Genomic DNA, 20,333 nt, shown 5'->3' with positions numbered 1-20,333 from the left:
GCCACGGCCCCTCGACCCAACTCTGGTCTGACACTCAGGTGTCTTGATCCGCGAAACATCCCTCTCTTGTCAGATCCATTGCCTGCCTTAAAGTGAAGTCCTGAGGTCACCACCCAAGGAGTCGCTGATGCGGAAACAGGCAGTGATAATCGGCGCGGGCAGCGGTCTATCCGCAGCACTGGCGCGAGAATTTGCAACGGATCACACCGTCACATTGGCCGCGCGGGATGGAACACGCGCCCAGTCGGTTGCCGAGGCCACAGGGGCGCGGCTGGTCCAGTTGGACGCCACAGACGAAACGGCCGTGGCAGATATGGTCGACAGCTTGGATGGTGCGCCAAATCTGGTGGTCTATAACCCTTCGGCGCGAAGTCGCGGACCCATCGCCGAGCTTGACATCGAAGCTGTGCGCAACGCGATTGATGTCACGGCGGTCGGTGCCTTGATCGCCGCGAAACATGCGGCGCGACGGATGCTGGAAAACACGTCGCAACAAGGATGTCGCGGCACCATCCTGCTGACCGGCGCGTCGGCGGGCGTCAAAGGGTTCGCGAACTCTGCGCCCTTTGCCATGGGGAAATTCGCGCAGCGCGGGCTGGCGGAAAGCATGGCGCGGGAATTGCATCCAAAAGGGATCCATGTTGCCTGGGTGAATGTCGACGGCGCGATCCGAAATCCGGGGCGAGACGAGCCCGCAGATCGTCCGGACTCGATGCTGGATCCGGACGCAATCGCGCGAACCTATCGCCATCTCTATGAGCAAGACCGCAGCGCCTGGACCCATGAGATCGCAGTACGCCCTTGGGTCGAGACCTTCTGATGGTGCAGACTGCCAAAAGCGTCGCTGAGGTTGTCACCAGCGGGTTGTGCATCGGATGCGGATTATGTGAAACCGTGAGCAACGGCCGCGTGCGCATGCGCCTGTCCGACGTCGGCGGGTTGCGCCCCATGCCGCTGGACGGGTTTCAGGGTGACGAAGAGGCCAAAGTGCTGCGCGCCTGCCCCGGCGTTGTGGCGATGCCCCGTATTCGAACCGAGGCGGAAAGCGACCCGATCTGGGGCGCCTATTCATCCATGCAATACGCTTGGGCCGGGGACGCGGACGTCCGCTATCGTGGTGCCACCGGAGGCGTGCTGACCGCCTTGGGGATGCATCTGTTGGAAAGCGGACAGGCGGATTTTATCCTGCACGTGCGCGCCATTCCCGATCAACCCATGCGCAATGAATGGGTTATGAGCGAAACCCCTGCCGAGGTTCTGGCCCACGCCGGATCGCGCTATGCGCCAGCAGCACCTTTGGCCGGTTTGAAAGCCGCCTTGGATCGCGACCAGCCCTTTGCGCTGATTGCCAAACCCTGTGACATCGCGGCCGTGCATGCCTTTGCGAAAGAGGATCCGCGGGTTGATCGGCTGTGTATCGCCCGCATGGTGATGGTCTGTGGCGGGCAATCGCGGATCGGAAAATCCCAGAAATTGCTGCGTGATTTTGGCCTGCGCGAAGACGAGCTGTCGCTGTTTCGCTATCGGGGTTTTGGCAATCCGGGGTTGACGACCGTGGAAACCAAGGATGGACGCCAATTCACCACAACCTACAACGCGCTTTGGGACGACGAAGGCACGTGGGAGCTTGAGACCCGCTGCAAACTCTGTCCGGACGCCATGGGCGAGGCCGCGGATATCGCCGCGGCGGATGTCTGGCCCGGAGGTGGCCCAACAGGCGAAGACGCAGGCTTCAACGGGATTATCGTCAGATCACCCATCGGCGAAGCAATCGTTGCAGCGGCAACTGCGGCGGGCCATCTGGTCTTGGGCGATGCGATCACGCCGAAGATGTTCAACGATTTTCAGCCGCATCAACTGCGCAAGAAACACGCGGTCGAAGCGCGCTTGTCGGGGCTGGAACAAGCAGCGCTGCCTCGGATCGACACGCGCGGGCTGCGGCTTGAAGCATTGGGGGAAGCGCTTTCTGAGGCCGACAAAACCCGCCAAGTCGAGGGCATCCAGCGACGCGTTGCTGAAGGGCGCGTTCAAGAGGCTCTGCCCAAACCCTTGGATTAGACATCCCTAGGGACGCGTCCGCGCGCTGTGGGCCTCCCATTCTCGGATCAAGGTGGCACGCCTGCCGGGATATTTGCTGTCCAGCGGTGTCAGAGTTTCCACGCGGTCGGTGCGAAAGTGGCGAAAATCCTGCCGGGTTTCGCACCACGCGACGATATAGCGAACGTTGTCGAGAAAGGCGATCAAAAGCGGCCAGATCACGCGATCTGTTGCAACGCCTTTGGTGTCTTTATACGCAATCTTCGTGCGATATCTTTCGCGGATGGCCCGCCGCAGGGCCGCGCCGTCAAAGATATCCTGCGTGATGGTGCCCGGCACAATAGACCGCGAGCCCGCGTCAAGAATAACGGGGCGCAGCTCGTCTGGAATGGCTTCTGACAATTTCGCCACAAGATCCCGTGCGGCCCGCGCCAGCGACGGATCTGACTGCGCCGCGACCCACTCGGCCCCCAGAGCCGCAGCTTCGAGTTCATCAGCCGTCAGCATCAATGGCGGCATGTCATAGCCCTCTCCCAGCACATATCCCGTCCCGGCCTCGCCAGTGATCGGAACCCGCTGCGCCATAAGTTCGGCCATGTCGCGATAGAGCGTGCGCAGCGAGATCTCGAGTTCATCAGCCAGCGCGCGCCCTGTCACGGGCCGCTGCTTGCCACGTAGGATCTGGATAATCTGGAACAGACGCTCGGTGCGACGCATTTTTCTCTCCTGCTGACACACTGCTGCCATAACGCTGTCAGCAGCGCAAATGTATTCCAGCCTCAACGCCCCTTTCGGGGCCACACTTACTGGAGAGACACATGATTAAATTCCAACGCAGCTTGATGATCGATGCGACCGTTGACGAGGTCTGGGCCGTTCTTGAAAGGTTCATGCATATCGACGAATTTGCCCCACAGATCGCCCGGGTCGAGGCTTTGTCACAGAACGATGCCGGGCTTGGCGCCAAGCGTCGCAATATCTTTGAGAACGGCGGATCGATGGTGGAAGAGGTGATTGCCTGGACCCCGAAACAAAGCTTTACCGTGCGACTGTCTGAAATGGACAACATGCCGTTGAGGGCTGCACAATCCACGACCTCGCTGACGTCCAAGGGCGGCAAGACACAGGTGACATGGGGCTTTGACTATCAGGTGAAATTCGGCCCCCTTGGATGGGTTTTGGGCAAGACCCTGATGAAAATGATGATGGGCAAGGTGATCGATGCGAATTTGAAAGGGCTGGACGCATTGGTCCAAAAGAGGCGTCTGGCCTGACAGTTCGCCCGTTTCTGTTGCCAAATCGCCGCCTTTTCGACACAGCGGCGGAAAGACTGCTTTTCTGACGGCGCGTTCCGAGGCAGCTTTGCGTTGGAACGAACAGGAGAGTCCCGGTGAAAGATGCACTGGATCGCAAGATCATTGCCGCGCTTCAGGCGAATGCGCGGCAGTCCACCGCGAAAATCGCATCGCAGGTGGATGTGGCCCGCACAACCGTACACGAACGCATCGCGCGGATGGAACGTGAGGGAACGATCAAAGGATACTCGGTGGTTTTGGGCGACAGCGATGCTGTTCCAATGGTGCAGGTGATCGTGATGCTGGCCGTCACGCAGCAGGACACAGCAAAGATCCTGCAAAAGCTTGAGGACTATCCCGAAATCAAACTTTGCTTGTCGGTTAACGGAGAATACGACCTGATGCTCTCGGTCGAAGCCCCGCGGATCGAGGATCTGGATGTTCTGGTGGATGAGCTCGGTCTCATTCCCGGCGTGAACCGCACCAAGACCCATGTTGTGTTTGGCCGCCGCATTGATCGTGACTGACGTTTCGCCGAAATACTCATCAAATTGACGGCTTGTCCGGACTAATCGTCACCTTTGCCTCTCTGATCTGACACCGCTCTCTGCCACACTTTCCTCAGAAGCCAGAAGGAGAGCGCAAAATGCATTGGAACATCTGCATCGTCGGGGCCGGTAAAATCGGCCAAATGATCGCACAGCTTTTGCAGCAGTCGGTGAATTATCACGTCACAGTCGCGGATCAGGATCTGAGCGCCTTGGCCACCGTGCGTGCTGCTGGGGTTGCGACGATTCAGGTTGATGCATCTGACACAGAAAGTCTGGCAAAATCGCTGCAGGGGTTTGACGCCGTGATTTCCGCAGCGCCGTTTTTCCTGACACCCACGATCGCCGCCGCTGCTCAGAAAGCGGGCGCGCATTACTTTGACCTGACCGAAGACGTCGCCGCCACCAACGCCGTGCGCGATATGGCCGAAGGGTCAGAAACCGCCTTCATGCCGCAATGCGGGCTGGCGCCGGGGTTTGTCGGAATCGCAGGCGCGGCACTGGCCGAAGAATTTGACACGCTTGAGAGCCTGCATATGCGTGTCGGAGCCCTGCCGCTGTTTCCGACGAACGCGCTTAAGTACAATCTGACATGGTCAACGGACGGGCTGATCAACGAATACTGCAACCCCTGCGATGCCATCGTGAACGGCGATCTTGTGAAAACCGCGCCGCTGGAAAACTATGAAATTCTCAGCCACGACGGCGTTGACTATGAATGTTTCAACACCTCTGGCGGGCTGGGCACCCTGCCTGAAACCCTGCTGGGACAAGTGCGCGACGTCAGCTATCGCACCATGCGCTATCCCGGTCATTGCGAAATTCTAAAGCTGCTTTTGCACGATCTGGGTCTGGAACGCCGCCGCGATCTGCTGAAAGAGATCTTTGAAACGGCCTTGCCGCGCACCAATCAGGATGTGGTGATGGTGTTCTGCACTGCCAAGGGCACAAAGCGCGGCCAGTTGCGCGAAAAGAGCTATATCAACAAAAGCTATTCCCGCGAGATCAACGGCGACATCTGGAGCGCCATTCAGGTCACAACCGCCGCCGGTGTCCTCGGTGCCGTCGATCTGATGCGTCAAGGATTTTTGCCGACCAAAGGCTTTGTGCGCCAGGAACAGGTCAAACTTGCTGATTTCATGAGCACCGAATTCGGCAGCCTATATGCGCCAGGCGATGTTTTGGCCCAATATCGCGCCGCTTAAAACGACGTGCCTCCCTTGCCCATGCGTAAAGCGGCATTTGACAAATCCGATTCGTCGGGCAAGGGTGAGGCTCCTTGTTAGCTCAGGGAGGCATTTGGCGCGTCAGGGATAGGAGGACGCCGCCGAAAGCATAGGGGTCGTGCTGGGATGCGCGGCCCCTGTTTCTTGCAAAATACGTGCTTTGTTAAACCTTAGCGGGACACCCGCGTCCACGCCTTCAAAGCGGCCCGAATCCCTAGGGATCGTCCATCGCCCCGTCCCAGTCATAGACCACGATGTCTTCTGTCTCGCGTGCGCCCAGCTTTCGATAGAGCGCGCGGGCGGGGGCGTTGTCACCTTCGGTCGCCAACCAGATGCCTTTGCACCCGGACGCCCGAGCCAACGCCAGCAAGTGTTCGGTGACCGCTGCGCCAAAGCCCTGATTGCGCATATCCTCGTCGACCCCCACCTCATTCACAAAGAAAGCAGGCGCTTTGTCCGGGTGCAACAAGATTGACCCTGATGCAAAGCACACCACACGCGCGCCCAAGGTCGCGAACACCATCAGATGCCCGGGGTCCGCAAGGAAGGCCCGCAGCTGGTCGGGATCAACCGGATTGTCAAAGACATTCGCCGCATGAAGCAGCCCTGCTGTCTCGTCAGTGAGGCGATGAAAGGACAGGTTTTCGATCACAGCAGGCTCCTATCGCGCCCCTAGTCATAGTCACGCAAACCCGCGTCCTGCACCAGCAGCGTGCCGTCATATTTCGGCAGATCATCGCTCATGTCCAGCCACGGCAGTTTGGATTGATAGTTGACGTGGAAGGTCGGCTGAAACTCGGTCGGGTCCATAAGCGACGCCGCATAAAGGTGCATCCCCCCCTCGTAGTGATCGGCCTCAAACCCCATCGGCGCGCCACAATCTGCGCAGAAATGCCGAAACACGCCCTTAGAGCTGTTCAGCGTTTTGGGCGCCTGCCCGGTCCAGCGGAAGTTTTTCAGCGGCACGCCCAGCCACGCCACTACAGGAGCGGAGCAATTGCGGCGGCAATCGTCGCAGTGACAATAGCAGGCCCAGGTGACCTCGCCGTCATATTCCCAAGAAGTCTTTTTGCAGAAGCATTGGCCGCGTGTCATTGGGGTCTCCTCACTTTGCGTCCAAGCTTGGGCCATGTGCGCCCTGGGTCTTTGCCAAATGCGACACCTCGGGTCCGGCAGCGCAAAGAAACCCTTTATCCGACCTGCGTGCTGTCTTAACCTTGCCTCCAAGTTACCCGTTGCGAGTTTCCCGTGGAGTCACACACTGCCCTGATCGCGCGTATTGCGCAGCAAGACCGGTCGGCCTTGGCCGCACTTTATCGCGAGCTGGAAAAGCCTGTTTACAGATTTATTCAGTCAAGATTGAACGATCCCTTCGAGTCATCCGACATACTTCATGACGTGTTCATCGAAGTCTGGCGCTCTGCCAGCCGATTTGAAGGGAGATCGAAAGTGCAGACATGGATATTTGGCATCGCCTATCGCAAAGTCATCGACCGCCACCGCAAGGCCGGGCGCACTGATCTGACGGATGAAACCCCGGATCTGGTGGATGAAGACAACAATCCAGAGGCCTGCCTCGCCGCGGGACAAGAAGCCGAGCATGTACGCCACTGCTTGGGAACACTCAGCGACGAGCACCGCAGCGCGATCTCGTTGGCCTTTTGGCAGGACATGAGTTATCGCGAAATCGCCGAGGTCGCCAAGACCGCGGAGGGCACGATCAAGACTCGGATCTTTCATGCCAAGAAACTCTTGATGCGCTGCCTGTCCGGGCGGCTGGAAGGTGTGGCGTCATGACCTTATCCCGCGATGAAATCGAAGCCCTATTGCCGTTTCTGGTGAACGGCACGCTTGAGGGCGCAGAACTGGCCGAGGTCGAGGCCGCCGTTGCCGCTGACGAAGGGCTGGCCGCCGATGTCGCCACCCTGCGCGCCATTCGCGCCACCATGCAGGCAGACGAGACAGGCTTCAGCCCGGGCGAAATGGGTCTTGCGCGTGTGATGCGCGATATAGAGGATGCGCCGGTGCAACTGAACCGCGCGCCCCGCACTCGCATGTGGCAAGTTGCGGCGGCCCTACTGCTTGCGGTGGTGATTGGTCAGGGCGCGTTGATGATGACCCAAGGTGGCGGCGGACCGGGCTATGAGCTGGCCGGCGGTGCCGAGGCGGATCTGGTGCTGACCATCGTGCCAAGCACAACCGAGGAACAGCTGCGCAATGCGCTGTTGGATGCGGGGGTCGAAATCACATCGGGGCCATCGGCTTTGGGTCTTTATGAAGTGACCGTCCTAGAGGGCATCACATTGGAAGAGGCCATCGGCAGCCTGACATCCGCGACGGGCGTCATCGACAGCGTCGCACAGCCGTAGTAATCGCGAGGACAGAGCATGGCGTTGAAACATCTGCTGGCACTTGCATGCGTGGTGCTGCTTGCAGCGCCCGCCGAGCTGTTCGCGCAGGGCCGCGTGCCAAACCCATCTTCACGCGATGACGACGACAGACCTGCCAGCCGCGTACCCGCCGACGTCGCAGTGTTTCGTAACGGACGTGCAGAGTTTGTGGTCACCGGTCCACCCGCAACATCAGGTGCCGCGATTGCCGCACTCAGCAACGCCGGTGCAGAGCTGGTGTCCAGCCGCAGCCTTAACGCTCTGGGGCGTCGCGTGTTGATTTTCGACTTCCGCAATCGTCTCAGCCTGCAACGCGGGCAGGACATTCTGGATCAGGCCGCGCCGAACCAGTTTCTGGATTTCCACCACCTCTATGGGTTCGCGCAGGCCAAACCGCGCATCTATGCCCCCGGCTTGATCGGAGACCCCAGTGGCGGCTGTCGTCTGTCCTCTTCACGGCGCATCGGCATGATCGACGGGCCGGTTAATCCCAAACACCCTGCCCTAAAGGGCGCGCGGGTGACACAGGCCTCATCGCTGGACAGCGCCACAAAATCTGCTGACACCAGCCATGGCACAGCCGTGGCGACCCTTATCGTGGGCGAAGACGTGAGGGGCGCTTTGAACGGGTTTGCCTCGGGCGCGCATCTTTATGCGGCAAACGCCTTTGGCCGCGAACGCGCAGGCATTCGCGCGGATGTCGACCGGATCGGGGCCAGTCTGAACTGGCTGCTGTCCAACAATGTGCGCATTATCAACATGTCCTTTGCAGGCCCCAGCAATCGCGCCCTTGAGGATCTGCTTAGACAGGCGCAGCGCAAAGGGGCCGTGATGATCGCGGCGGCGGGCAACGACGGGCGCAAGCTGGCCAAATACCCCTCGGCCTCGCCTTCGGTCATTGCCATTACGGCGGTTGATGCACGCATGCGCAAATATCGACGCGCGAACTGGGGTGGCCATATCGAATTTGCTGCCCCGGGTGTCGATCTTTATGTCGCCGACCGGAGTGGCGGTGGCTATGCCACCGGCACCTCTTATGCCGCGCCGATTGTTGCGGCCTTTGCAGCAAGACTTGGGGTGCGCTCGGCAGACAGCCTGCGATCGTCGCTGCGTGCCTCGGCGGTTGATCTGGGCTCGCCCGGTCGTGACGCGCAATTTGGCTGGGGTCTAATTCACACCAAAGGGTGTTAAGGCGCGTTTGCTGCGCCTTTCTGCTGGCTAAAATCTGTGAAATTTTCACCGACGCCGCTGATTAAAGTCACGCCACCTGTCGTGCGTTCACACAAAAATACAAAATAAAATACAATAAAAACAGTATATTACAAATTTTTTCAGAAAAAATCGCATTTTCTTTGAACCATTCGGCCTGCTCCCACGACCTATGACTGTAACGCGGTTGAGAGCCGCAAGCACAGCAACTTAGAAAATGGAGTAAGATCATGAAAACCACCTTCGCAGCACTGGCCACCGTCGCAACCCTGTCCACCGCAGCTATCGTTCCAATGCAAGCAAACGCAGCCATCGGCTCGCTGGGCGAATGCTACAACGCGGTCATCACATGGTGTAACGAAACCCACCCGAACCACGCTCAGGAATGTGCAGGCGGCGGCATGGATGAATGTGACGAAGTCTTTGCCTCTGCAATCCCAATGGGCGGATTTGACCACATCAAAGTACGCCCAACCAAAGGCGGCCTGAAATGGAAGCTGATCGACACAAGCAAACGCTTCAACGCTCAGAACAACAATGATGATGACGACGATGACCGTCGCCCAACAGCGCCAAGCCGCTCCCGCACAGTAGGTCGCTAAGACCACCCCCGCCTCCTCCCAACCAAGGGCCCTCGCAAAAGCGGGGGCTTTTGGCGTTAGTGCTGTGGATTTCGGCTGGCGTGAATGTCTTGAATGCGTTTAGGCCAGGTCGAGCGAATGAACGCGAGCGTATCCCAGATTTCGTCTTCGGTCAGGCTTTCCGCAAACCCCGGCATTCCGCTGTTGATCCCACTCACGCCGCGCTCGGCCAAAGCTGCCGCACCGCCCAAGGCCGTAGAGTCAAACAACAGCTGGTTGTCGTGATGCCAGGTATGACCAGACGCATCATGAGGCGGTGCGCGCAGAACGCCATTCTCGTCAGGCGTCTGCCAATTGTCCTGTCCCTGCAACTCTACCCCGTGACAGGCCGCGCAATAGGACTGATAAAGCGCTTCGCCCCGTATCAGGTCTCGGTTGTCAAGTTCGTGATCGGCCTGCGCCAGAACAGGTGCACAAGACAGCGCTACGATCATCCAGAATTTTGTGCTGGGTGGATGTCCCTTGGTGTTGGTTCCAATCTGCATCTTAATAAATTCCATTCTCGCGTTGCACCTCTCTTATATAGCGCACAACCATCGCTACATCCGCACGGGTCAGCCCCTCGACTTTGGGCATGTTCCCAAAAGGCCAGTGGTGCTGGCGCACCCCAAAGGCCACCGCGCGCTGAAAGGACTCATCGCCATGGTGCGAGGATTCATAAATCTTGTGGATCAGCGGCGGCGCGACGCCATCCTGCCCCTGCGCATTCACGCCGTGACACGCTGCGCATTTGGCCTCAAACACCGTCTTGCCGATGTTCGCTGTGTCCGAAAGCGTCTGTGGCAAGGTCACAGAGACCAGCGCCGTCGACGCGCCAGAGTCGTCTGCGACGGCCGGCTCGGGGGGATCTGAGCGCGTCATCAGTACGACCACCAATCCGGCGGCGACAACAGCAGCCGCGGCATATTTCAGCATGGGTTCACCTCTTTTTTGTGCGGTCTAGCGCCTCCAGCAAGGGGAGGGTCAAGCACAAACCTCAAGGTTTTTTCGATCCGGCGATCAGCCGCCCCGCAGGCGCTGCATCAGATAGATTTCGCTGTCCTCGTTCAAAGGATGCGTCAGGTCCGTGGCCATGATCCGGCCGTCCACAGATACGCTGACGTTGTCTTCGAGATAGTCTTCGAGTCCCGGATGCAGCGCCGCCAGCGCCGTCAGCATCTGGCCAATGGTGCCCGCCTGAACCTGAACCACGTCCTGGCCGCCCGCCAGACTGCGCAATCCGGCCCAGAGATGTACTGTCACGGTCGGTTTCATAGGGGTGCTCCGCCAAGCTCATAGGTGCAGATTTCATCAAGATGCAGGGTGGATTGTGTTTCCCCCAACTGCAGGACGCCCAGCTTTGGCGCTTCTTGTGCAGGCGCGAAACTGTCCCAATCCCATCGCGGGCGTTCCGGAGGGGCCTGATAAAGCACTGAAGGAAGTGTTGCCAGCGTCACCTGCCCGCGATGGCCAAATGTGGCCCGATGCACGTGACCTGCATAGACAGAGCGCACGGATGGATAACGATTTACCACAGCCCAAAACGCATCCGCCGCCTGCAGCCCATCTGGATCCAGCATCGTCAAACCCAAAGGCGCCGGTGGATGATGCATGAACAGCGACACGGGACTGTCTGCGGCGGCGTCCAATGTCTGATCCAGCCAGTCCAGGCGCGCAGGACACAGCGTTCCGGCGTCAGATCCCTCGTCCAGCGTGTCCAGCGCGATCAACACGTGTCCATCGGCGTTCACTGCGTATTGCACAAATTCTGACATCACACCCTCTGGCAATGGCAAATGATCGCGCAGAAGGCCCCTTCGGTCGTGGTTGCCCGCCAGAGGCAGCACAGGCACGCTCAGACGCCCTAAGGCCGCTCTGAGGGCCGTATAAGCCTCTGCGCTGGCCGTCTCGACCATATCGCCCGTTATGATACAGCAGGCTGCGTCTGAATGATGGGTGTTGATCAGGGTGATGGCCGCGTCCAGTCGGACGCGGGGATCATGGCCGTGGACAAGCGCGTGCGCATCATAGTGGAGGTCAGACATCCATATGAGTTTCAGCACGCGCCCATCCTTTTTATGTGTCCGACTGCTCTTTCAAAGCTTTCAGGATCTTTGGCGGAGACATCGGCAGTTCTTTCAGCCGCACACCCGCCGCATTCGAAACCGCATTGGCAACCGCCGCCAAAGGCGGAACGATGCCGGTCTCGCCAACACCGCGTACCCCATAGGGGTGACCGGGGTTGGGGACTTCGACGATGACCGTGTCAATCATCGGCAGATCGCTGGCCACCGGAATGCGGTAGTCCAAGAAGATCGAGTTCTGCAGACGCCCGTCGTCACCATAGATGTACTCTTCGTTCAGCGCCCAGCCGATGCCCTGTGCGGCGCCGCCTTGGAACTGACCTTCGACATAGGCCGGATGGATCGCCTTGCCCGCATCCTGAATGACCGTATAGCGGATGATGCTGGTCTTGCCGGTTTCCGGATCAACCTCGGCATCCACGATATGGGTACCAAACGAAACACCAGCCCCTTCAGGAGTCGCCTCGAAGTGCCCCGAGATCGGGCCTCCGGTGCGGCCCATCTTGGCGGTGATCTTGGTGATATGCAGCGGTTCAAAATCTCCGGCGTTCGGGCCGGAAGGTTTGGCAAAACCGTCTTCCCAGGTCACAGCCTCTGGGTCGATGCCCCACTGCGCTGCGGCGCGGCCTTTCAGTTTCTCAACCGCGTCGCGTGCGGCCTTGATGGTCGCCAGACCCGAGGCATAGGTCACGCGGCTGCCGTGGCTGACGTCGTTATAGCCCAGCGTCGCTGTGTCCGCGATGGTGACGCGGATGTTCTCGTATGGGATGCCCAGAACTTCGGCCGCCATCAACGCCATGGACGCCCGCGAGCCCCCGATGTCGGGTGTGCCGACTGAAATCTGCGCGGTGCCATCCTCGGACAAGGCCAACGACACCGAAGTCTCGCCGCCGTGGTTGAACCAGAACCCAGACGCAACGCCGCGCCCTTGCCCCGGCTTCAGAGGGGCCGCGTAATGCGGATGCGCTTTGGCGGCTTCCAGACAGGCGACCTGACCGATGGCTTCATAGGTCGGACCATAGCTGGCCTTGGTGCCCTCTTTGGCAGCGTTCTTGAGGCGTACTTCAATCGGGTCCAGACCCAGCTTGTTGCACATCTCGTCAATCACGCTTTCCGCAGCAAAGGCACTCATCGGCGCGCCCGGCGCGCGATACGCAGCCTGCTTTGGACGGTTGGCGATCACGTCATAACCGACCTGACGCACATTCTGCAGGTCATAGGGCGCAAAGGCGCACATCGCCGACATGTCTGCAGGCGCTCCGGGGAACGCGCCGCCCTGCAAGCGGAAGATGCCCTGTGCAGCCGTGATCGTGCCGTCCTTGGTCATGCCAATTTTGACGTCCATCGAGGCAGAGGCCGTCGGGCCGGTTGCGCGGAACACGTCCGAGCGGCTCATAACCATTTTGACCGGGCGGTTGGTCTTGCGCGACAGGGCCAGTGCGACAGGCTCCAGGAACACGGTCGTTTTGCCACCAAAACCACCGCCGATTTCCGACGCCGTCACCCGCAGCTGGCTGGCTTCAAGATCCAGCAGCGCTGCGCAGACTTTCTGAAAGAAGAAGTGGCCCTGCGTTGTGCACCACAACTCGCCCTTGCCGTCGCTGCCCAGCATGCCAAGGCAGGCGTGCGGCTCGATATAGCCCTGATGGGTGGCTTCGGTCTTATAGGTCTGCTCCATCACCAGATCGGCCTCAGCAAAACCTGCTTCGACATCCCCGTGACCGGATTCGTGATAACGCACCACGTTGGGGTGCATTCCCTCGGGCACGGATTTGTCGGCGCTACCCTCGCGGATCACCGGTGCATCCGCAGCCATTGCCTCGTCCACATCGGTCACATGCGGCAGAACTTCGTAATCCACTTCGATCAGCTTCACAGCGTCGCGCGCGATCAAGGCAGAGGTGGCCGCAACCGCCGCCACAGCATGGCCGTCATAGAGCGCCTTTTCGCCCGCCATGACGTTTTCCATCACGTTCCACATTTCCCCTGCAAGGCCCGGCTTGTGCTGGACCACATTGGGGAAATCCGCGCGGGTGACCACGGCCTTCACACCCTCAAGCGCTTCGGCCTTAGAGGTGTCGATACCCTTGATGCGCGCATGTGCATGCGGGCTGCGCAGAACCGCACCGTGCAACATCCCCGGCGCAACCATGTCTGCCCCGAATTTCGCGCGGCCTGTTACCTTGTCCAGCCCGTCGGGGCGGTCAGGGCGTGTCCCGACAAAAGTGAAACCGTCTTTCTTCAGATCGTTGTCCAAAGCCATCACGAGGCCTCCCGCATGTCTGCCGCAGTCTCCATGACCGCTTTGATGATTTTGTCATAGCCCGTGCAGCGGCACAGGTTGCCCGCCAGCCAATAGCGCACCTCTTCCTCGGTCGGAGAGTCGTTCTTTTCCAGCAGGTTCTTGGCCGCAACCAGAATGCCCGGCGTGCAGATGCCGCACTGAAGCGCTGCATGTTCGATGAACTTCGCTTGCAGCGGATGCAGCGTTTCGCCATCCGCGATGCCTTCGACCGTGGCAATCGCTTTGCCATTGGCCTCGGCCCCAAGCATCAGACAAGAGCAGACCAGCCGCCCGTCAACTTCGACTGAGCAGGCCCCGCAGTCGCCGGTACCGCAGCCCTCTTTTGCGCCGGTCAAAGACAGTTTGTCCCGCAGGCAGTCCAACAGCGTCTCGCGAGGATCGCAAAGGAAATCGACCGGATCGCCGTTCACAGTGGTGGAAACGTGGATCTTAGACATGTTTGGCCACCTTTTTACCTTGGGCGCGATCATAGGCGCGTTGTGCAGTGCGGCAGGCCAGAACGCCCGCCACTTCGGTGCGGAACTCGATCGTGCCGCGTTTGTCGTCAATCGGGTTACAGGCGGCGCTGGCTGCGGCCGCAAGTTTCGCTTTGGCGTCCTCGTCCAGCGTCGAGCCGATCAATGCCGCCGCCGCATCAGGCACCATGAGCGCCGTTGGTGCCACCGCGCCAAGCGCCACGCGCGCTTCGGTGATGACATCGCCATCCAGCTGCAGACTGACGCCGACACCGACCACGGCGATGTCCATTTCAGTACGTGGGATAAACCGCTGATAGGCGTCGCCCGCGGCCTCGCCCCGCGCAGGGATATGCACGGCCGTGATGACTTCGCCTTTGGTCAAGGTCGTCCGACCGGGGCCTGCCGGAATGTCTTCGACAGCCACAACGCGACCGCCCTCTGGCCCCATCACCGAGACAGTCGCCCCGGCTGCCATCATGCCTGGAACGGAATCTGCAGCAGGCGAGCCGTTGCAGAGGTTTCCAACCAATGTGGCGCGGCCTTGCACCTGTGTCGAGCCGATCAGGTCCATGCCTTCAACAAGACCGGGCCATACAGCACACAGGCCTGCGTGCTCGGACATCTCGGCACCGGTCACGGCGATGCCCAGCGTCCAGCTGCCGTCGTCATTTTGGACAATCTCATGCGTGCCCGGAATATGTTTGATATCAATCAGATCATCTGGCGTCACCAGATCGGATCTCAGCTGAACCAGCACATCTGTGCCGCCCGCAAGAAACCGAGTGATCCCCTCTGCCTGCGCAGCAATCTCGACCGCGTCTTCAAAGCTGGCTGGGGTGTGATAGCGCATAGTGCCTCCCTCGCGTACACGGGGCACCTGCCCCTTTGGGTACGAAGTTAGCAGGCGGGGTGTCGGAGTCCAGTTTGAAACCGACGTGGCTATGGCGCATTTTGCGCAAAGTCAGACTCTCGAGATGCACAGCCCCTCTTGACCTCGCGGCAGCTCGCCATAGAGAAAGGCAATGATGGACCCGATTTTCTCTGCCCGCGCCAATTGCCTGTTTGATCGCGCCAATCTGGTCAGCGACAATCCGATCTTTGCCAAATGGGCCCTTGGCGCGCCGATTGCAGTGTTTGGAAACTGGGTGGGCGGACGTGTTCAGGTGTCAGGCACAGAGATCAGCTTTGCCATGAACGGCATGAACCGCTTGTTTCAGCACGACACCGCAGCCTTGTCTGTGCCGCTGCATCAGGTGTCCTCGGTGCGCTTTGGCAAAATGTTCAAACTTGCCCGCACCGTTGATTGTGACACCGCGGACGGCACGTTGAGGTTTCGCTGTTTCGGGCGTCAGAACGATGCCCTGCTTGCTGCGATCAGCGCGGCGATGTCGCCTGAATCCTCTGCAACCAAGCCAACGACGCGTCCGTAGGCCCATTGGGTCGGTATTCCGCCCCGATTGGGCGGCTCCAGTGCAGGTCTGTGAGCGTATCAAAAACCGCATCATAATCCAGCTCGCCTTGATCGGGCGACAGACGGTCCGGCACCGAGGCGATCTGAACGTGTCCGATGAGCGGTGCCAGTTGGCGCAGCCGACCGATCACGTCGCCCTCGGTGCGCCCAACGTGATAACAATCAAACATAAGCTTTAGATGCTGTGCGTTCACTTTGCTCAGGATATCAACGGCCTGATCTGTTGAGGCCAGGAAATACCCGGGCACGTCAACCGGGTTGAGCGGTTCGATCAACAGGGTGCGCGACGTTAGCCCTGCCGCAAATCTCAGATTGTCCAGAAAAGCCGCCTCAGCCTTTGGACCTTGCGCACGACCTGCCATGATGTGAATGGCATCCGCTTCAATCGCATCGGCATAGGCGACCGCTTGTTCAATGGATTTGCGGGCCTCTTCCGTGCGGTCGGGACATGCGCATAAGCCGAAATCAAGATCGCTGCCTCTAGAGGTATTGATCCCCAGCATCCGCAGCCCGCTGTCTTGCAAGGCCGCGCGCACCTGTTTTGCTGGTGTGTCATAGGGCCAATGACATTCCACCGCCGCAAACCCTGCTGCTTTTGCGGCGAAAATCGCGTCCACAAGCGGCAGGTCAGCCCAAAGAAATCCAAGGTTGGCAGAGAATCGAAGCTGCGTCATGCGCGCAGCTTACCCGGACGCCGCCTCTAGATAAGCCCCAATCCGCGCGCGCTGCTCAGAGCTGAGGCGCAGGCCCAGTTTGGTGCGTCGCCACAGAAAATCATCGGCGTTCACCACCCACTCGCGACGCATGGCCCAATCCAGCTCGGCCGCGGTGATCCCTGCGCCGAAATCTTCGCCCAGGTCAGCCGCGGTGGTGGCCGCGCCATAGATGTCAAACACCTCGGTGCCATAGGTCCGCAGCAGGCGCGTCACATGTTTGTCCTCTAAAAACGGATAGCGCGTGGCGATCTGTTGGCTGAGATCTGCGACGCCGTCCGGTGCAAAATCCCCGCCAGCCAGCGGCACGCCTGCCGTCCATTTGGCCGCAAGATCCGGAAAGAACTTGCCCACCTCATCTAACGCGGCTTCTGCCAACCGCCGGTAGGTGGTAATCTTGCCGCCAAACACATTCAGGATCGGCGCGCCGCCGTCGGTGTTCACGCGCAAGACATATTCGCGGGTGGCTGCCGTCGCATTGGCCGCGCCGTCATTATACAGCGGGCGCACGCCGGAATAGGTCCAGACCACATCCTCGGCGGTCAGTTTTTGTTTGAAATACCCGTTGGCGAACTGGATCAGATAATCCCGTTCCTCGTCAGAACAGGTGGGCGTTTCCTCAAACGACGCGTGATCTGCATCGGTGGTGCCGATCAAAGTGTAATCCTGCTCATAAGGGATCGCAAAGATGATGCGCCCGTCCGTGCCTTGAAAGAAATAGCATTTGTCGTGGTCATAGAGGCGTTTGGTGACAATATGACTGCCGCGCACGAGGCGGATGTTTTCAGACGAGTTGATCCCCGCAACCCCCTGGATCACATCCATCACCCAAGGCCCGCCCGCATTCACCAGCATCTTGGCTTTAAAGCGCCCGTGTTGTTCGGTGGTGATCTCCCAATGGTCCTCAACGCGCCGCGCAGATGTGACTTTGGTGCGGGTCATGATGTTCGCACCGCGCGCCTCGGCATCGCGCGCGTTCAGCACCACAAGCCGGCTGTCCTGTACCCAACAATCGGAATACTCATAAGCCTTGGCGAACCGCGCCTCGATCGGAGCGCCTTCGGGCGCGTGTGTCAGATCAACGGTTGTGGTCGCAGGCAGGATTTTGCGCCCGCCCAGATTGTCATAAAGAAACAGCCCCAAACGGATCAGCCACGCCGGACGCCGCCCCTTCATCCAAGGCATTACCGTCGTCAAAAGCTTGGACGTCGGGGTTGTCGAGTCAAACCGCATATCTTTGTGATAGGGCAGCACAAATCGCATCGGCCACGAAATATGCGGCATCGCGCGCAGGAGGGTCTCGCGTTCTTCTAGCGCCTCTTTCACCAAGCGGAATTCAAAGTACTCCAGATAGCGCAGACCGCCATGAAACAGCTTGGTGCTGGCCGACGAGGTGGCCGAGGCCAAATCGTTCATTTCGGCCAAGGCCACCGAAAGCCCCCTGCCCGAGGCATCCCGCGCAATGCCACAGCCGTTGATGCCGCCGCCAATGATGAAAAGATCGTAGATTTTGTCAGACATGTTACGCGTCCAGAATGATTAACCGGGTACCTGCCGCTTTGGCGGCGCTGATGAAATTGTCGGGTGGAGTTTGGTCGGTGATCACTACATCCAGATCCGCTACATCGCAGATCCGATGCGGGGCCGAACGGCCAAATTTACTTTGATCCACAACCAGAATTTTCATGCGTGCGTTTTTCAGAATGGCACGGGCTACGGCGACTTCTCGGTCGTCGAAATCCAGAATTGCCCCGTCTTCATCCATCGAAGAGGTGCCGATCACCGCGACATCAGCCTTATAGTTGCCAATGAACTCGACTGCCTCGGCCCCGACAATGGCGCCATCGCTCTGGCGCACGGTGCCGCCGGCGATAATCATGCTCGCCAGCCGCGCCTCGCGCAGAATATGCACTATGTTGATGTTATTTGAGATGACCGTCAGACCCTGATGCGCGGTCAAGGCAGCGGCCACCTGCTCGGTGGTTGTGCCGATGTTCAGGATCACAGAGGCATGGTCGTCGATCAGACCCGCTGCCGCCTGCCCAATCGCCGCTTTGACCCGCGTATTCTGCGCCCGCCGGTCCTCATAGGCAAAGCTGGCCGCACTGACCAAAGCCCGCGCGCCACCATGGGTTCGCGTCGCAAGCCCTCTGTCACAGATTTCGGTCAGATCGCGCCGGATGGTCTGGGTGGTGACGTCAAATTGCGCCGCAAGGTCATCGACCTCGACCCGCGACTGGCTGCGGATCAGGTCCAGAATGGCATCTTGACGTTCAGACAAAGACAACTGCGCGACTCACGTTGGAAATGTTCATTTGGTGCGCGATTTAGTGCGAATGAACATAAATAGCAAGTCACGCTGGACATGCAGGGGCAAACACAGGACAGTTTTCGCAGGATTGGCCCATGTATGCGCCATTTGGCGCTGTTTGTGGCCGCCTGTCCTGTTGGATCGAGTAAGAGGTACCCCATGCAATTTCTGCGCACTCCAGACGCCCGCTTTGATGCGCTTGCGGATTATTCCTTTGCGCCGAACTATCGCATGGTGCCTGACACGCAGGGCGGTCAGCTGCGTATGCACTATGTCGACGAAGGGCCTGAACTGGCCGATCCGGTCCTGATGCTGCATGGCGAGCCAAGCTGGTCCTATCTGTATCGCCATATGATTCCGATCTTTGCGAAAGCAGGCCACCGCGCCATCGCGCCGGATCTGATCGGCTTTGGCAAATCGGACAAACCGATGGATCGCGCGGACTATACCTATCAGCGTCATGTGATGTGGATGAACGACTGGCTTGCCCAGATGGATCTGCAGAATATCACGCTGGTCTGTCAGGACTGGGGTGGATTGATCGGACTGCGGCTTGTGGCGCTGTCGCCGTCGCGTTTCGCGCGTGTGGTCGTGGCCAACACAGCCCTGCCGACCGGAGATCACCCGATGGGCGAGGCGTTTCTGGCATGGCGGCGCTATTCGCAAGAGGTCGAGACCTTTGATGCAGGGCGTATCGTCAACGGCGGCACCACCACCAAACTGACCCCTGCCGAGATTGCCGCCTATAACGCCCCCTACCCTGACGCCAGCTATCAGGCCGGTGCCCGCCAGTTTCCCATGCTGGTGCCAACCGCACCCGACGATCCGGCCGCCGAGCCCAACCGACAGGCCTGGGGCCGCCTGATGGATCTGGATATTCCCTTTGTGACCCTGTTTGGCGCCGACGACAAAATCATGGCCGGAGTCGAGCGGGTGTTTCAGAAACTCTTGCCGGGCACCGCCGGACAGGATCACGCAGTTTTGGCCGGAGCAGGGCATTTCCTGCAAGAAGACGTGGGGCCCGATCTGGCACAGCGCACCCTGGCCTTCATGGCAAAAGACTGATTTCACCTTGAGTCTGTCGGTTTTACACTGGCCTCCCCTGCCCTGTGGCGGATAAACGTATGATCCAACCTGGGTTGTCAAAGAGGCTGCCACCTGTATGGGCGACATTCTTCAGGGTCTTATTGAGGCTGGACGGCTGATCGTCACGCTGGATGCAGACCTGCTCGAGATTTCACTGCGGTCGCTGTATGTGACCCTGACGGCCGTTGCGATTGCATCGCTCATCGGCCTGCCCCTGGGCGCGTGGTTGGCTGTGCGCAGGTTTCGCTATCGCCGGTCTGTGATTGCCGTTCTGAATGCACTCATGGGGCTGCCGCCTGTGGTCGTGGGGCTGATCGTCTATCTGCTACTCAGCCGTTCGGGGCCTTTGGGCGTCTTTGGTCTGCTGTTTACACCGACCGCAATGATCATTGCGCAGGTGATTATCATCACCCCGCTTGTGGCCTCGATTGCACATCAGGCAATCCGCGAGCTTTGGGCCGAATATCATGACCTGTTGATCTCGTTGAACACATCCCGTCGCCAGCGCATGCGCACCTTGATCTGGGACGGGCGTCGCGCGTTGCTGACGGCGGCGCTTGCGGGGTTCGGGCGCGGGATC

At 59.5% G+C, this 20,333-nt stretch carries 25 protein-coding genes; 12 read left to right on the top strand and 13 right to left on the bottom strand.

Features of this window, described 5'->3' with window-relative positions; all coding sequences use genetic code 11:
* Positions 1-127 precede the first annotated feature (127 nt).
* Positions 128-820, top strand: a complete 693-nt coding sequence (locus ACEQWH_RS01380; RefSeq protein WP_370227598.1) for an SDR family NAD(P)-dependent oxidoreductase — start codon at positions 128-130, stop codon at positions 818-820.
* Entirely contained in the window at positions 820-2,058 is a 1,239-nt protein-coding gene (locus ACEQWH_RS01375) for a Coenzyme F420 hydrogenase/dehydrogenase, beta subunit C-terminal domain (protein ID WP_370227597.1), read from the top strand. The genes ACEQWH_RS01380 and ACEQWH_RS01375 overlap by 1 nt, the downstream gene beginning before the upstream one ends.
* Before the next feature lie 6 nt (positions 2,059-2,064).
* On the opposite strand, the gene ACEQWH_RS01370 is transcribed toward ACEQWH_RS01375, so the two are convergent.
* Entirely contained in the window at positions 2,065-2,754 is a 690-nt protein-coding gene (locus ACEQWH_RS01370) for a helix-turn-helix transcriptional regulator (protein ID WP_370227595.1), read from the bottom strand.
* A gap of 101 nt (positions 2,755-2,855) precedes the next feature.
* On the opposite strand from ACEQWH_RS01370, the gene ACEQWH_RS01365 reads away from it, so the two are divergent.
* The 3 genes from ACEQWH_RS01365 to ACEQWH_RS01355 all read left to right on the top strand — a co-directional run bounded on the left by ACEQWH_RS01365 (position 2,856) and on the right by ACEQWH_RS01355 (position 5,085).
* The gene (locus ACEQWH_RS01365) at positions 2,856-3,311 is read left to right on the top strand and encodes an SRPBCC family protein (protein ID WP_370227593.1); all 456 of its coding nucleotides are present in this window, start codon (positions 2,856-2,858) and stop codon (positions 3,309-3,311) included.
* Positions 3,312-3,427: 116 nt separating this feature from the next.
* Positions 3,428-3,859, top strand: a complete 432-nt coding sequence (locus ACEQWH_RS01360) for an Lrp/AsnC family transcriptional regulator (RefSeq protein WP_370227591.1) — start codon at positions 3,428-3,430, stop codon at positions 3,857-3,859.
* A gap of 119 nt (positions 3,860-3,978) precedes the next feature.
* The gene (locus ACEQWH_RS01355) at positions 3,979-5,085 is read left to right on the top strand and encodes a saccharopine dehydrogenase family protein (protein ID WP_370227589.1); all 1,107 of its coding nucleotides are present in this window, start codon (positions 3,979-3,981) and stop codon (positions 5,083-5,085) included.
* A 235-nt stretch (positions 5,086-5,320) separates the two neighbouring features.
* Here ACEQWH_RS01355 and ACEQWH_RS01350 read toward each other — a convergent pair whose 3' ends face one another.
* Together ACEQWH_RS01350 and ACEQWH_RS01345 are read right to left on the bottom strand one after the other, a co-directional pair.
* Entirely contained in the window at positions 5,321-5,758 is a 438-nt protein-coding gene (locus tag ACEQWH_RS01350) for a GNAT family N-acetyltransferase (protein WP_370227588.1), read from the bottom strand.
* Between the two features lie 20 nt (positions 5,759-5,778).
* Positions 5,779-6,201 carry a GFA family protein gene (locus ACEQWH_RS01345; protein WP_370227586.1) on the bottom strand — a complete coding sequence of 141 codons (423 nt, stop codon included), beginning with the start codon at positions 6,199-6,201 and terminating at the stop codon, positions 5,779-5,781.
* A 153-nt stretch (positions 6,202-6,354) separates the two neighbouring features.
* Between ACEQWH_RS01345 and ACEQWH_RS01340 the strand changes: the two genes are divergently transcribed.
* From ACEQWH_RS01340 to ACEQWH_RS01325, 4 genes are all read left to right on the top strand, one after another.
* Complete coding sequence (locus tag ACEQWH_RS01340; RefSeq protein ID WP_370227585.1) at positions 6,355-6,903, top strand: RNA polymerase sigma factor; 549 nt, start codon at positions 6,355-6,357, stop codon at positions 6,901-6,903.
* Entirely contained in the window at positions 6,900-7,475 is a 576-nt protein-coding gene (locus tag ACEQWH_RS01335) for a hypothetical protein (RefSeq protein ID WP_370227583.1), read from the top strand. Before ACEQWH_RS01340 ends, ACEQWH_RS01335 begins: the two co-directional genes overlap by 4 nt.
* A gap of 18 nt (positions 7,476-7,493) precedes the next feature.
* Positions 7,494-8,687, top strand: a complete 1,194-nt coding sequence (locus ACEQWH_RS01330) for a S8 family serine peptidase (RefSeq protein WP_370227581.1) — start codon at positions 7,494-7,496, stop codon at positions 8,685-8,687.
* Positions 8,688-8,935: 248 nt separating this feature from the next.
* Positions 8,936-9,307 (top strand): hypothetical protein, encoded by a 372-nt coding sequence (locus tag ACEQWH_RS01325; RefSeq protein WP_370227579.1) that lies wholly within the window; start codon positions 8,936-8,938, stop codon positions 9,305-9,307.
* A 56-nt stretch (positions 9,308-9,363) separates the two neighbouring features.
* Here the strand turns inward: ACEQWH_RS01325 and ACEQWH_RS01320 are convergent, their stop codons facing one another.
* The 7 genes from ACEQWH_RS01320 to ACEQWH_RS01290 form a co-directional block, all read right to left on the bottom strand.
* Positions 9,364-9,846 (bottom strand): cytochrome c, encoded by a 483-nt coding sequence (locus tag ACEQWH_RS01320; RefSeq protein ID WP_370227578.1) that lies wholly within the window; start codon positions 9,844-9,846, stop codon positions 9,364-9,366.
* The gene (locus ACEQWH_RS01315; RefSeq protein WP_370227576.1) at positions 9,833-10,261 is read right to left on the bottom strand and encodes a cytochrome c; all 429 of its coding nucleotides are present in this window, start codon (positions 10,259-10,261) and stop codon (positions 9,833-9,835) included. Before ACEQWH_RS01315 ends, ACEQWH_RS01320 begins: the two co-directional genes overlap by 14 nt.
* Before the next feature lie 84 nt (positions 10,262-10,345).
* Complete coding sequence (locus tag ACEQWH_RS01310) at positions 10,346-10,600, bottom strand: MoaD/ThiS family protein (RefSeq protein WP_370227574.1); 255 nt, start codon at positions 10,598-10,600, stop codon at positions 10,346-10,348.
* Entirely contained in the window at positions 10,597-11,388 is a 792-nt protein-coding gene (locus ACEQWH_RS01305) for a metallophosphoesterase (protein WP_370227572.1), read from the bottom strand. The genes ACEQWH_RS01310 and ACEQWH_RS01305 overlap by 4 nt, the downstream gene beginning before the upstream one ends.
* Positions 11,389-11,401: 13 nt before the next feature.
* On the bottom strand, positions 11,402-13,672 hold the full coding sequence (locus ACEQWH_RS01300; RefSeq protein ID WP_370227570.1) for a xanthine dehydrogenase family protein molybdopterin-binding subunit: 2,271 nt from the start codon (positions 13,670-13,672) through the stop codon (positions 11,402-11,404).
* Positions 13,672-14,151 (bottom strand): (2Fe-2S)-binding protein, encoded by a 480-nt coding sequence (locus ACEQWH_RS01295; protein WP_370227568.1) that lies wholly within the window; start codon positions 14,149-14,151, stop codon positions 13,672-13,674. Before ACEQWH_RS01295 ends, ACEQWH_RS01300 begins: the two co-directional genes overlap by 1 nt.
* Positions 14,144-15,022 (bottom strand): xanthine dehydrogenase family protein subunit M, encoded by an 879-nt coding sequence (locus ACEQWH_RS01290; RefSeq protein ID WP_370227566.1) that lies wholly within the window; start codon positions 15,020-15,022, stop codon positions 14,144-14,146. Before ACEQWH_RS01290 ends, ACEQWH_RS01295 begins: the two co-directional genes overlap by 8 nt.
* A gap of 172 nt (positions 15,023-15,194) precedes the next feature.
* Between ACEQWH_RS01290 and ACEQWH_RS01285 the strand changes: the two genes are divergently transcribed.
* Complete coding sequence (locus ACEQWH_RS01285; RefSeq protein ID WP_370227564.1) at positions 15,195-15,602, top strand: hypothetical protein; 408 nt, start codon at positions 15,195-15,197, stop codon at positions 15,600-15,602.
* On the opposite strand, the gene ACEQWH_RS01280 is transcribed toward ACEQWH_RS01285, so the two are convergent.
* The 3 genes from ACEQWH_RS01280 to ACEQWH_RS01270 are packed head-to-tail and all read right to left on the bottom strand — an operon-like array spanning position 15,547 to position 18,637.
* Complete coding sequence (locus tag ACEQWH_RS01280) at positions 15,547-16,317, bottom strand: hydroxypyruvate isomerase family protein (protein ID WP_370227562.1); 771 nt, start codon at positions 16,315-16,317, stop codon at positions 15,547-15,549. The two genes, ACEQWH_RS01285 and ACEQWH_RS01280, sit on opposite strands and share 56 nt — an antisense overlap.
* A 9-nt stretch (positions 16,318-16,326) precedes the next feature.
* Positions 16,327-17,877 carry a glycerol-3-phosphate dehydrogenase gene (gene glpD, locus ACEQWH_RS01275; protein ID WP_370227560.1) on the bottom strand — a complete coding sequence of 517 codons (1,551 nt, stop codon included), beginning with the start codon at positions 17,875-17,877 and terminating at the stop codon, positions 16,327-16,329.
* Between the two features lies 1 nt (position 17,878).
* Positions 17,879-18,637: a DeoR/GlpR family DNA-binding transcription regulator gene (locus tag ACEQWH_RS01270; protein WP_370227558.1), complete on the bottom strand. Its 759-nt coding sequence runs from the start codon at positions 18,635-18,637 to the stop codon at positions 17,879-17,881.
* A 189-nt stretch (positions 18,638-18,826) separates the two neighbouring features.
* On the opposite strand from ACEQWH_RS01270, the gene ACEQWH_RS01265 reads away from it, so the two are divergent.
* Positions 18,827-19,732: a haloalkane dehalogenase gene (locus ACEQWH_RS01265; protein WP_370227556.1), complete on the top strand. Its 906-nt coding sequence runs from the start codon at positions 18,827-18,829 to the stop codon at positions 19,730-19,732.
* 97 nt (positions 19,733-19,829) lie between these two features.
* Positions 19,830-20,333 (top strand): ABC transporter permease (locus tag ACEQWH_RS01260; protein WP_370227554.1); only part of this gene is annotated, 504 nt, incomplete at its 3' end.

Source organism: Cognatishimia sp., assembly GCF_964229375.1.
In the GTDB taxonomy this organism is placed as follows: Bacteria; Pseudomonadota; Alphaproteobacteria; order Rhodobacterales; family Rhodobacteraceae; genus Cognatishimia.
This window is presented reverse-complemented; position numbering and strand designations above follow the sequence as displayed.